The sequence below is a fragment of the Pseudoalteromonas caenipelagi genome (assembly GCF_013140855.1).
GTDB lineage: Bacteria > Pseudomonadota > Gammaproteobacteria > Enterobacterales > Alteromonadaceae > Pseudoalteromonas > Pseudoalteromonas caenipelagi.
Window position 1 is genome coordinate 278,120 of sequence record NZ_JABBPG010000002.1, and the last position, 12,666, is coordinate 290,785.

Sequence of the window (12,666 nt, forward strand, 5' to 3'; positions counted from 1 at the left end):
CCGTGCATTATATCGTTTACTACTTCGATGTGACAAACCTTGTTAGATTGCGAGCTGTCAAAACAACTGGTAGGATGAGTTGATAAGCTCATAATAAGAAAAAAAATGATAGAACAAAAGTCTCTTTTCATCAGCTTAAGTGACGATCAGAAGTTACACTTAAGATACATTGCGCAGCCAAATAGTGAAGGCCCAGCCGTGTTTTTTATGCATGGTGCGGTTGAGAACGGTAAAATATTTTATACCCAGAGTAATAAAGGTTTAGCGCCTTTTTTAGCGTCTCAAGGGTATCGCTGCTATGTTGCCGATCTGCGGGGGAGGGGGCAGAGCTTGCCTGAAATCTCCGCTCATTCCAATTATGGTCAAACCGAAGCAATTATGGAAGATATACCCGCAATGCTTGATTATATCAGCAAGCACAGTGGTGGTTTTGCGAGGTTTTGGGTGGCACATTCATGGGGAGGCGTTTTGATGAATAGTTACTTTGCTCGCTTTCCTGAAGCTATTGAGAAAGTTGACGCTTGCGCATATTTTGGGTCTAAGCGTTCATTGCATAATCGACATATTAGTAAATATCTACAAGCAAACCTTATTTGGTACGGTCTAGCTCCTTTGTATACCAAAAAGCATGGATTTTTGCCTGCCAAAAGCCTTAATTGGGGCAGTGACAATGAGACGAAGAAATCTCACTTGCAAGGTATGAATTGGGCCAAACGTCAACCTTGGATAGACAGTGATGACGACTTTAATTATGCCGCTGCTTTGAAAGAGATGAAGCTCCCGCCAACATTACATATAGCGGGTGTAAAAGACAAAGCTCTTGCCCAACCCGTTGATATTAAAAAGTTTATGCAAGAGTCAGGAGAGGGGGTTCAAGAGCTTAGAGTCTATGGCCGAAAACATGGGCACCAACATAATTACGGCCATATTGATATGCTAACTCACAAACAAGCACATCACGATCAATTTAAGGACTTACTGGATTGGTTTGCTCGCTTTGATCGGTTTGCTCATCATTAAGTAGTTCGATCATATTCTTTTTATAATGATGCCAATTGGTTAGTGGCGCCTTACTAATTGGCTTACGTACTTGGGCTTTACTTAAGGTGTTCACTGGGCGGTGGTCTTCGTAATACTCCATACATTCAGGTTCATATTCTTGGCCTAAAAACCTCAATACACGGTTGATCATTTTTTCAGGCTGGGCTACCAAAGACTCGTAGCTCAGCGTTAAGATATTTTTGGGTATGCACTTTTCAAAATGCGCCATTAAGTCTATTTCAGCCTCTGCGTAGAGCTTAAATTCGTTCAAAGAACAAAAATATGGTTCATTAGCATCAAAATGGTTGCTATAAACAGACCACGCTGTTGCGCCAAAATCTCGGGTGAGATGGATAAATCGCGCATCTGGGAACAGTCTGTAAATCATGCCTATATTTTGGAAATTTGCGGGTAACTTGTTAATGACGACTTCGTCAGGAACTCGATGCTTTTTAATTTCATCAATATATAAGCTTCGGCAATAATCTGACGCTGAGGTACTTAGGTTAGAAAAACAGTACGGAAACGGCGCTTCGGAGCGCTTTATCAAATAAGGCACTATTGTATCACTTAGCGCAGTATTCTCGCCGATAGACCCTATGCAACTGTGCTGCACCAGCATTTGCTCAAGCAATGTAGAGCCGGTTCTAGGTAAACCAATAATAAATGTTGGAATGAACGTGGTTGTTACACGATCAGTTGCCTTTTCAAAGAAAGCGCTATCGAAGTGTTGTTTTATTTGCTCAAACAACGGCAACATATCTTTGGTCCTGAAATCACAATATTGTAACTGCGTGCTATTGGCGAGCTTGAAATATTCAAACGCTTGGTCGTAGTGCCCAAGGCGATGATGGCACTTTCCAAGTGCATAATAGGTCACAATGTTTAACCCTTTGTCGTCGTATTCTTCAAGTAATTTCTCTAAAGGAGTTATGAAACTGGATAAGCTATGAGTGGATGCAAGTTGTACAAGTTCTCGAAAAATATAGGGCGTGACTTCTTCATTTTGACAGGTGATACCTTGTGAAAAAACAGTTTTTGCTTGGCTTATAAAGCCATAGTCTAAATAAAACTGACCAAGTTCATAATGCGCTCGAGCACTGTGTTGTGCAACGTTTAGGGTGTACTCTAACACTGTTTTAGCGTCAACTGGTGAGCCAACTTGGATAAAGCAATGAGCGAGAGTGAACAAAGGCTCTAGTTGTTTAGGAAGGTTTTCACAGGCTCTACGTAAGTAATATATAGCGCTATCGTAATCTTCTAGGCGTATACATAATCGGCCTAAACCAAATAGTGCTGCACCGTTGCGATTATTTTCTTTTAGTACGGCCTTAAACATAAACTCAGCTTCTCTGAGTCTATGTTCATCCATTAATTCGTTGGCTCTATCTATTAATAACATTCGATGGGATCGTTTACTTCTGGTATCTAAATGATAAAAACAAAAAGGCGAAATAGCCAATGCCATTTCGCCTTTACTGCTGGGTTACAGTAAAAAGTTAGAAGGTGTATGTTGCCTTCACATAGTAGAAGCCACCGTTGATACCATACGGAGACGTCTCATAGTATTTACCACCCCAATTGTTGTTAGGAATACCAGTACCTTTTTGGAAATCAAGTTTTTCAGCTTCTTGATCGAAAATGTTGTTGGCACCAAGAGTTAGGCTGATGTTCTCGGTAGCAAAATACGTTAACTCTGCATCAAATGTTACTGATGGATCAGCCATGATAGCAGTTGCATCGTAATCTACGTGTACACCTTGATATTCACCAAAGTAGTTATAACGTACAAAGCCTGTGAAATCTTCCCACTGCTGCGTCCACGTTAGTGTCGCGCGGTGTTGTGGTAAGTCTTTTTCTAAACGCTTAACCTTGAAATCACCTGTGATTGCTGAGAATTTATCAACTTCTGTTTCATTCCAGTTATAAGCAAATGCAAAAGTCGAGTAACCACCAAGCATGTCCATTGAGTAGTTTGCAACTACGTCAACACCTTGCGTGGTTGTATCAAAGTCATTAGTAAAGAAACTTACCTGTGCGATGCTATCAACATTAGGTACACCATCGGCTTTAAGCGCTGCTTTTTGAGCCGCTGTAAGGTCAATCTTATCGGATTGACTAATACGGTCTTCTACTTGAATGTTGTAGTAATCAATCGTCATGAACAAATCACCTGATTGATAAACCGCACCAAACGTGTAGCTATCTGACTCTTCAGGCTGTAGTTCACTACCACCTAAAATTTGAGATACAGGGTTTGTTGGTGGTAATAATGCAGAGTCAACCAATACACCACTGCTTAAGTTGGTTTGAACGTTACTTACGTTGGCTTGCCCAACGGTTGGTGCGCGGAAACCAGTGCTGACTGAGCCACGGAATGATAAGTCATCCGTTGCTTGGAATTGCGCAGTGACCTTATAGTTGGTTGTTGAACCAAATGAATCGTAATCTTCGAAGCGTAACGCCCAACCCATTAAAAACTCTTCTGTAAATGGCGTTTCAACATCAACGTAAGCAGCGTAGTTGCGACGTGTAAATTCACCTGCTGCTGAAGGTTTAAAGCCTGGGAAACCATTTGAGCCGATGCCAAACCCAAGAGATGTTAATGGACCGGCTATGAACGACGCTTCATCGCCCGCAATGACTTCAAAGGTTTCTTCGTGCCATTCTAAACCAGCGGCAACGTTTACATCATAGGCTAGGTCAAAGTCGTAACCTTTAGAGATGTCCGCGTTGAAGTTTTTCTCAAGTTGAATGTACTTACCTGGACTGAACTCCATTGGTGTATCTGGGCCTAATGACGCATTGATTGTGTTTGTCATAAAGTAGCGTGACTCATTGCGACCGACAGAACCGCTTAAGTCATAATAGGCACCTTTCATAAAACCATCTTCAATCTCGCCTTTAGTACCAATTGTCAATGATGTATCGGTAATGTTACCACCAAATGTTGGCGTAAATCCTGCTGGCAGCATTTTATTGAATGCAAAGCAATTTTGGTTATTCATCACATCTTGATAACCAGGCTGGTTTACTAAGTGTTCGCCAATCGGGAAAATCACTTCAGGACAACCGCCCGTGCCATCTGATGTTAAATCGGCTACCAGCCACTGACGGTGGCTATCATCATCTTTATCATTGATGACGCCGTCATTGTTGGTGTCTACAAGTTTAAGTGGATTTGCATATACACCAGGGCGAGTTTCTGGATTACGATAGTAGAAACCACCTTCAACGTCGCGTTCTGAATAATTACCGAACATATAGAACTGAGAGCTATTTGATAAATCTAAGCCAACATTACCAAATAAAGTGATATCGTCTTTGATCTCTGGTGCACCCCAGACTTGAGCAGGGTTTCTAACGCCTTCAATACCTAGTTCAGTAAATTTTTGAGCGTCAGGGCGTTGCACGCTGCGACTTGTTGGATCAGCATTTTTATACTGGAAGCTCAGGTTAGCAAAGCCATCGTCCGAAAATGGTAAGCCTACGTTACCTTCGAATGTGGTTGTATCGCCATCACCTTCAAAGAATTGGCCTTGCTTAACAGAGAAGCTTCCGCCTTCTGACGCATCTTTTAATACAAAGTTGATTACACCAGCGATAGCATCAGAACCGTACTGAGCGGCAGCACCGTCTCGTAATACTTCTACTTGCTTTAAAGCGATGCTTGGAATAACTGAGATATCAGGGCCTTGCGCACCGTCATTGATACCACCACCTAGGAAAGCAATAACAGACGAACGGTGACGACGTTTACCGTTAAGTAAGATTAACGTACTGTCAGCAGGTAAACCACGAAGGTTAGCAGGGCGCACTAATGAAGCCGCGTCGCTGATAGGGTTTTGGTGTACGTTAAGTGATGGTACTGATCCTTTTAAAAGCTCTAGCATGTCATCACCGCCTGCTTTACTCAATTCTTCACCGCCGATGATGTCGACCGGTACTGGTGAGTCGCCTACTGAGCGAGGTGCTGCACGCGAACCAACGACCGCTATTTTTTCAATCTTTTCTTTTTTGGCACCACTTTCTTCAGCCATTACGGTTGTAGAAAATAAACCAACAGATGCAGTTGAAGCGATAGCATAAGTAATTGCACGACTAATCGCGTTTAATTGTAGTTTCATCCTGTTTCCCCAGTTTGATTTTTTGTTGTCATAAGCTTTTAAACAAAACTCATGTTTGCTTTTTATTGCAACTTATATATACATATCATTAACTTGTGATGCAAACATTCTTTGCACCCGTTATAACCGTAGCAGTGATTTAAATAAAGGCAAATTTTTAAATAAGTTTTCGAAAAATCTGAGGGTTAACTGTAAATTACAGCTAAAAAACGCGGTGTAAATAGAGGAAAATTAAATTTTTAATTCAAACTGTTTGGTTGTTATTTGTCCGCCTTGTCGGTGGTTTGTTGGTATTTTAACCACTCTTTTCTTGCGGCTCGGTATGTGTCCCAAACACAGGGGCAACAACTACCACCTCCACAGCATTCATCTGATTGTGGTTTTTGTGGTTCAGTAACTGGCTGTGCTGGTGACTCTGTCATATTTGTAAATAATTAAGACTAAAATCACATAGTACCATTAAAAGAAAATTTGCTAAACTCGGATATAACCTATTTGGATAGTGGTATTGCATGAGGCTGATAAGAGTAGTTCACAAGGCGCCTATAAGGGTGGCCAAAATATCGAAAAGAAGACAGCAAATCAGATTGCGACGTGCAATGATAGAGCTAAAGCTGGCTTTGTCTCAGGAAAAGCAAGAAACCAAAGAAATGCTAGATATCTATAAAAGATATAGCTCAGGAAGAGCGCATAAGAGTGAGTTAAAAGTAGCAAATAAACAATTTTTTGATTTGCTTAAAGGTTTAGGTCTGGGAGTTTTTGCATTATTGCCATTTGCACCTATTACCATCCCCTTGATTGTAAAATTGGGGCAGTGGGTGGGCGTTGATGTGTTACCTAGTTCGTTCTCTCCTAACAGTAAAGCTTCGCGTAAATAAGTGATTTAAAGCTCGTAACTTGTTATTCTTAAATTAGACTTTTAAAGTACGAGACAAATTATGATGCGCGGATTACTTGTTCAAGCCAGCACTGGCATACCTATTCACTTCGTTTTAAAATCTCAGCTTGATGATTGGCTGAAAACTCAATCAGCTCTCACACAGTCCTTTGTTGGAGCACTTAAATCAACCAATACAAAGAACTTTTTTATTCCCCATGAAAATGGTGACGAATTAACAGCAGTGGTGTGCTTAGTTGATTCGCTTGATTCGATGTGGTTAGCGGGTGAGCTTGCTAAACAATTACCAAAAGGTGTTTATCAAATTCAAGGTAGTGAAGAATTTGTTGAACAGCAGGCGTTAAGTTTTGCATTAGGGGCGTATCAGTTCTCAGCCTATAAATCGATGGCTAAAATTGAATCTCAGCTAGCAATAGCTGATGGTGCTATGTTGGCGCGCGTGGAGCGCAGTGCTGAAGCCATTTACTTAGTTCGAGATTTGGTTAATACGCCTGCCGCTGACATGATGCCTCAGCACTTAGCTGAGACAATGAATGAGTTGGCTGAGCGTTTTAGCGGTGAATTTTCTGAATATATCGGTGATGAGCTTCTAGAACAAAATTATCCAACAATTCATATGGTTGGTAGGGCAAGTGATAACAAACCTAGGCTCTTAGACCTAACATGGGGTGATGAAAAACACCCAAAACTTACTTTGGTGGGTAAGGGCGTGTGTTTCGACTCAGGGGGATTAGACTTAAAACCTGCCTCTGGTATGCGAAACATGAAAAAGGACATGGGTGGAGCTGCACACGTGATTGGTCTTGCACAAATGGTAATGGCGGCAAACTTACCGGTGCGTTTACGTGTATTAGTTCCTGCTGTTGAAAATGCAGTGTCACGCAATGCATTTAGACCTGGCGATGTTATAAAAACTCGCAAAGGAATTACAGTAGAGATTGACAATACGGATGCAGAGGGGCGTTTGGTATTATGTGATGCGCTGACAGAGGCGCAAAGCGAATCGCCAGACTTATTAGTTGATTTTGCTACGTTAACAGGTGCATGTCGTGTCGCATTAGGCACTGAGTTACCGGGCTTTTTTAGCACGGACACAGCGGTTGCAGCCGGATTAATTGAACAAGGCTTAAATACACAAGACCCTGTATGGCAGCTTCCTTTGTTCGATCAGTATAAGGATTTATTTAAAAGTGATGTGGCAGATATTGCAAACTGTGGCTCAACGCCATTTGGTGGAGCCATCACCGCAGCGCTTTATCTCAAAGAGTTCGTAGAGCCTGAGCAAACGCCATGGGTGCATTTTGACGTCATGGCATGGAATGTCCGTTCGTTACCTGGTCGCCCCGCGGGCGGTGAGGGCTTAGGTTTGCGAGCAACGTTTAACTATCTAGCTAATCGTTACTCTAAATAACACATATTAAAGATGAGTAATGCAGTTCGTTAACAGAGTCTGACATACGTAAGGAAGACGACATGTGTATATTGGAGCACCGTCGTCTTTCTGAACTCGTTTCGTCATTCTGAACTTGTTTCAGAATCTATGTATCTTAAACAACTCGCATTTTTAACTATGAGCGGGTTTACGATAACCCGCTTTTTTAATTATTTGCTCGGAATGTTTGCCAAGATGGCTTTCATCTGTTGCCAATATAATCCAACGGTATCAATTTTTACTTTCTCATCAGGAGAGTGAGGAAATTTAATGGTTGGGCCAAATGAAATCATATCCATATGTGGATAAGGATTTTTGAATAATCCACATTCAAGTCCTGCATGGATCACCATAATGTCAGGCTTTTTACCGTAAATATCTTCGTATACATCGCGGAATATATGCAGTATTTGCGAATCGGGATCGGGCTTCCAACCTGGATATGCACCCGATAGTTCAATCTCAGCACCCGCTAATGATGCCAGTGACCGCAAAGTGCCTGTGACATCTTCTCTTCCTGAATCAATCAAAGAACGTACTAAACAGAGGATCTCTACATACTCATCTGAGCTTTCAATTACGCCAACGTTTAGTGAAGTTTCAACCACACCTGCAATATCATCACTCATGCGCACTACGCCATTTGGGCATGCATTAATCAATGCTAGAAGTCTGTTTTGTGATGCTTTTATCATTGGCTCGAGCTGCGAACTATCTTTTTTCATGCTTAAGCATAAGTTAGTTTCGATTGACTTTAGCTCTTCTTTTAACAATGTCTCAAATGCTTTTAGCTGACTCTCAAAATGAGCTAATTCTGAGCTGGGTAAAGCAATGTTGGCATAAGCTTCGCGAGGGATTGCGTTACGTAATGAACCGCCTTTAATAGTGATAAGGTGCCAGTTAACATCGGAGACATGATGTTGTAAAAAGCGCGCCAGTAACTTGTTTGCGTTTGCACGACCTGTATGTATATCTACACCAGAGTGACCGCCTTTTAGTCCTTTTAATGCAATTTCAAAAACACTCATATCGGTCAGTGGTTGGCGCTCAACGCTGAGCTTAATGCTTGCATCTACACCACCTGCACAACCCATATAAATTTCGCCTTCTTGCTCTGAGTCTGTGTTGAGCAAAATGTCACCATTTAGCCAACCTTCCTCCAGGCCAAATGCGCCAGTCATGCCGGCTTCTTCATCGATGGTGAGCAGAACTTCAAGGGGACCATGAGGGATATCGTCAGCAGCGAGCACAGCCAAACATGACGCCATACCAATACCATTATCAGCACCCAGCGTTGTGCCTGTGGCGGTAACCCATTGTCCGTCTATATATGGCTTGATAGGATCACGCGTAAAATCATGAGCGGTATCGTCATTTTTTTGTGGAACCATGTCGATATGTGCTTGTAGTACGACTGTTTTTCTATTTTCCATCCCAGTCGTGGCATGCTTTTTTATGAACACGTTGCCAGTTGGATCGCGGCGTACTTCAAGGCCTTGATTTGTCGCCCAATCGACAATGAATTGAGCTAACGCGTGTTCGTGTTTGGATGGATGTGGAATAGCACAGATTTGATCAAAAAATTGCCAAATTGCTTTTGGTTCTAATTGGCTAATTTCAGTATGTGGTTTAAACAAGGTGTTTTCCCTACTTGAATGAATAAATGAAATTTTACCATTCAAGTAGGGACTATGGCGACCGCTTTATTGGCATGCCTTAACTGCGGGTGCAATAAGCTCAAGCCCGGTTTGTGTGCAAGGTGCTAATGCAGCGTCGCTTTGCCCTATAGGAGTGACTCGGTCTCCCCATTTTATATAGCTTGCCGCCCACGTTAAACCAGCACCAAATGCCGCTGACATAATGTTACTGTTAGGCTTAATCAGTCCGTTTTCTACTGCTTCACAAAGTGCAATCGCAATCGTTGCAGCAGACGTATTACCATATTTATCAATATTAACCATAACTTTATCGTCTTGAATATCAAGACGCTGTTGAATGGCTTGGATAATACGTAGATTGGCTTGATGTGGTACTAATACATCGATATCACCAAGGCGTAAATTAGCTTGAGCAAGTACATCATCGCACGCTTCGCTCATACCTTTAACGGCGCGTTTGAAGATTTCTCTCCCTTCAAATAACAGATCAGAAGGTCCAGTCGGCTGATATTTATTCATATCAGTTCCGTAATTGGCAATATGCAGAATGTCTCTATCACCACTATCACAGCCAGTTTTGGTACCTAGCAAACCGCATGGCTCTTCACTTGCTTCTAACACAACTGCACCGGCGCCGTCACCAAATAACACAGCACTGTCTCTTTTAGCCCAGTTGACATACCAAGTCATACGCTCTGCGGCAACGACGACAGCGCGTTTAATCATACCAGCTTTAATTTGTGCGGTTGCATTTTGTAGTGCGTACAAAAAACCTGAGCACGCTGCATTGGTATCACATGCAGCTGCGCCAGTTGCACCGATATTTTTTTGCACAAGAGATGCGGTGTTCGCAACCATGGTTGATGGAGTACAGGTAGCTAACAAGACCAAGTCAATATCTTCACCAGTTAATCCAGCGCATGCGAGTGCATGCTTGCTTGCTACCGTCGCTAAATCAGCTGTTGAGGCATGGCTTACTCGTCGTTCCTTTATACCTGTTCGACTGCTAATCCATTCATCATTAGTATCAACAATTTGACTCAGTTCGTCATTAGATATTTTGGCTGGTGGAATACACTTTCCCCAGCCTGTAATTTTTGCGTAAATCATGCGGCTCTCTTATTCTTGTCTGACCAGAGGTCAATTTTGGGCATTTATAGCAAATATCGAAGGTGATCACCAGCTGATATTGCCTACAGGCTTCAGTGTAGACTAGACTCATGTTAATGGTACACATTGATCTGTAAGGTATTATGAGCAACAAAATTAGATCGGAATTACTTGATCATCTTATAGAGCAAGAGCGTCAACTGCTTGAGCCTAGTGTTCGTCAGTCATGTGATATGCTTGATAAGCTACTCAGTGATGACTTTTACGAAATATCGGCTAATGGCCTGACCTTTGACAAAAAGCATGTTATTTCGCGCTTACCCGATGAAAAAGTACCACAGTTTTATAATCAAGCTTTTAAAGGTCGTATGCTCAGTGAGCAACTTGTGCAGTTAACTTACCATGCGGCTTATCGTCGAAGTGTGAAGTGTCAACTTAACTATTCTGTTCGAATGTCTTTATGGCGTTTTGAACATGACTTATGGAGATTGGTGTTTCATCAAGGTACGCCATGTGCCGAGTTTAAACTGTCTTTGGATGACTGATCCAAATCATAAAAAACCACAGTTACTCTTGTTATTTGAGTGTAATAAGTTAGATTAGGCGCTTTGAATTAATAGCAGTCGCGATGTTTGTTTTCTCTCCTAATTCCGCTATTGGCCGTTTATTGTTATTAAGAACCATAGCAATAGTTGTGCAATTACTGATGGTACTTGCAGGGTCTTTTGTATTTTACAAAGATCTCAATTTGTTCCCTGTACTTTTAGTTATTGCTGTTGAGTCGGCATTTCAGCTCGTTAGTGTTTACGCATATCGAAATACTTATGAGGCAGCCCACACTGGCATGCTCCTGCAGCTACTCGCTGATGTAATATTTTTAACCATTATCTTGTCTCTTTCAGGCGGTGCGAGTAATGCATTTGTATCATTACTATTGTTACCCATTGTCATCGGTGCGGTTACTTTACCAAAACATTTTGTGATAGTTATAGCTGTTAGTGCAATCGCAAGCTATGGCTACTTGTTTTGGCAAATGCCCAGTGAGCATGTGCATCATATGAATATGACTCAGCACTTTGCTGGCATGTTAGTTAACTTTGTATTTAGTGTACTGGTGATAGTCTTTGTTGTGATGGCGTTAGCCAAGCAACTACAGCAGAGGGAAATAAAGCTTGCCAAAGCAAGAGAAAAGCAACTTAAAAACGAGCAACTCCTTGCATTAGGGGCGGCTGCGGCGCAAGCGACTCATCAATTGGCAACGCCAATTGCAACCTTGGGCTTGTTGCTAGAGGAAGTTCAAGAAGAACACCCTCAACATCCAGCATGGCAAGATATACAAGTAGCTTTAACTCAATGCAAGGAGCAGTTAGAGGGCTTTCGAGCGCAAACCGAATACTTGAAGCACACACCATCTCAAGCGCCGTTAAAAATAGGTGATTTATTAAGTGAGTTGAAAAGCCTTGCCGCCATGCAGTTTAGCTCTCAATCAATAATACTAGAGGTGAGTAATCAGCAAGACCTTATCTGTGCAGACCCATTGTTAATACCTGCTTTGCTTAACGTGGTTGCGAATGCAGCAAGAGCCAATGAGCAGACATCGCAAACTAAAATAGAGATAAAGAGTTGCTCACAAAATCATGTTTGGATATTAACCATTAGTGATTTAGGCTCGGGAATTGAACCACATAAATTGGTTAAGTTAGGCCACGATATAGTGCCTAGTGAACATGGTTTAGGTATGGCGCTGGTTTTATCTAACGCGACACTTGAGCGCTTGCAAGGAAAAATGACGATTGAAAATAACCCTCAATGTGGTGCTACAACAACAATTATGTTGCCTTTAATGAAGATTACAATATGACTAAGAAATTACTAATCATTGAAGATGACATCGCGTTTGCAAATACTTTAGCAAGAAGACTAGCGAAACATAATTTTGAGCCATCTGTAGTGCACGAAGTGAGTGAAATATTACAACAATGCCAGCAACTACAGCCTAGCTATGTATTACTAGATATGAACTTAAATGGGATTTCAGGGCTGAAGTTCATTGCTGATATACGCGCTTATTTACCAACCTGTCGCTTGGTGTTATTGACTGGCTTTGCAAGCATAGCGACAGCTGTAGAGGCTGTTAAGCTTGGTGCTGATGATTATTTATCAAAACCTGCAGACACACGTTTAATCGTACAAACGCTACTTGGCCAAAACGCTATGAATGAAGCAACGTTAAACACCGATACGATGTCTGCAGAGCGAGTGGAATGGGAACATATTCAACAAGTTCTCAAAGTCAATGAAGGGAATGTATCTCAAACAGCACGACAACTAAACATGCACAGGCGCACTTTGCAGCGCAAACTTCAAAAAAGGCCAGTACTTAAATGAACGCCTCAGTTA

The 12,666-nt window shown here is 41.8% G+C and carries 11 protein-coding genes; 6 read left to right on the forward strand and 5 right to left on the reverse strand.

Annotation, left to right across the window (positions count from 1 at the left end; genetic code table 11):
• The first annotated feature begins 105 nt into the window (after nt 1-105).
• A complete protein-coding gene (locus HG263_RS05975; protein WP_171625167.1) occupies nt 106-1,020 on the forward strand; it encodes an alpha/beta fold hydrolase in 915 nt (304 codons plus the stop codon).
• Here HG263_RS05975 and HG263_RS05980 read toward each other — a convergent pair.
• From HG263_RS05980 to HG263_RS05990, 3 genes are all read right to left on the reverse strand, one after another.
• Nucleotides 968-2,443 (reverse strand): tetratricopeptide repeat-containing sulfotransferase family protein, encoded by a 1,476-nt coding sequence (locus HG263_RS05980; RefSeq protein ID WP_171625168.1) that lies wholly within the window; start codon nt 2,441-2,443, stop codon nt 968-970. The two genes, HG263_RS05975 and HG263_RS05980, sit on opposite strands and share 53 nt — an antisense overlap.
• A gap of 97 nt (nt 2,444-2,540) precedes the next feature.
• Nucleotides 2,541-5,168: a TonB-dependent receptor plug domain-containing protein gene (locus HG263_RS05985; RefSeq protein WP_171625169.1), complete on the reverse strand. Its 2,628-nt coding sequence runs from the start codon at nt 5,166-5,168 to the stop codon at nt 2,541-2,543.
• A 260-nt stretch (nt 5,169-5,428) separates the two neighbouring features.
• Nucleotides 5,429-5,590, reverse strand: coding sequence for an oxidoreductase-like domain-containing protein (locus tag HG263_RS05990; RefSeq protein WP_171625170.1), 162 nt, complete (start codon nt 5,588-5,590; stop codon nt 5,429-5,431).
• A gap of 90 nt (nt 5,591-5,680) precedes the next feature.
• Here HG263_RS05990 and HG263_RS05995 point away from each other — a divergent pair, with 90 nt between their 5' ends.
• Together HG263_RS05995 and HG263_RS06000 are read left to right on the forward strand one after the other, a co-directional pair.
• A complete protein-coding gene (locus tag HG263_RS05995) occupies nt 5,681-6,046 on the forward strand; it encodes a hypothetical protein (RefSeq protein WP_171625171.1) in 366 nt (121 codons plus the stop codon).
• A gap of 63 nt (nt 6,047-6,109) precedes the next feature.
• Nucleotides 6,110-7,477 carry a leucyl aminopeptidase family protein gene (locus HG263_RS06000; RefSeq protein WP_171625630.1) on the forward strand — a complete coding sequence of 456 codons (1,368 nt, stop codon included), beginning with the start codon at nt 6,110-6,112 and terminating at the stop codon, nt 7,475-7,477.
• 191 nt (nt 7,478-7,668) lie between these two features.
• Here HG263_RS06000 and HG263_RS06005 read toward each other — a convergent pair whose 3' ends face one another.
• Together HG263_RS06005 and HG263_RS06010 are read right to left on the reverse strand one after the other, a co-directional pair.
• A complete protein-coding gene (locus HG263_RS06005; protein ID WP_171625172.1) occupies nt 7,669-9,135 on the reverse strand; it encodes an aminoacyl-histidine dipeptidase in 1,467 nt (488 codons plus the stop codon).
• A 66-nt stretch (nt 9,136-9,201) separates the two neighbouring features.
• On the reverse strand, nt 9,202-10,266 hold the full coding sequence (locus tag HG263_RS06010) for a ketoacyl-ACP synthase III (protein ID WP_171625173.1): 1,065 nt from the start codon (nt 10,264-10,266) through the stop codon (nt 9,202-9,204).
• Nucleotides 10,267-10,409: 143 nt separating this feature from the next.
• On the opposite strand from HG263_RS06010, the gene HG263_RS06015 reads away from it, so the two are divergent.
• The 3 genes from HG263_RS06015 (at nt 10,410) to HG263_RS06025 (ending at nt 12,654) form a co-directional block, all read left to right on the forward strand.
• Nucleotides 10,410-10,811 carry a nuclear transport factor 2 family protein gene (locus HG263_RS06015; RefSeq protein WP_171625174.1) on the forward strand — a complete coding sequence of 134 codons (402 nt, stop codon included), beginning with the start codon at nt 10,410-10,412 and terminating at the stop codon, nt 10,809-10,811.
• An 83-nt stretch (nt 10,812-10,894) separates the two neighbouring features.
• Nucleotides 10,895-12,127 carry a sensor histidine kinase gene (locus HG263_RS06020; protein WP_171625175.1) on the forward strand — a complete coding sequence of 411 codons (1,233 nt, stop codon included), beginning with the start codon at nt 10,895-10,897 and terminating at the stop codon, nt 12,125-12,127.
• Complete coding sequence (locus HG263_RS06025; protein ID WP_171625176.1) at nt 12,124-12,654, forward strand: response regulator transcription factor; 531 nt, start codon at nt 12,124-12,126, stop codon at nt 12,652-12,654. Before HG263_RS06020 ends, HG263_RS06025 begins: the two co-directional genes overlap by 4 nt.
• Nucleotides 12,655-12,666: the final 12 nt, after the last annotated feature.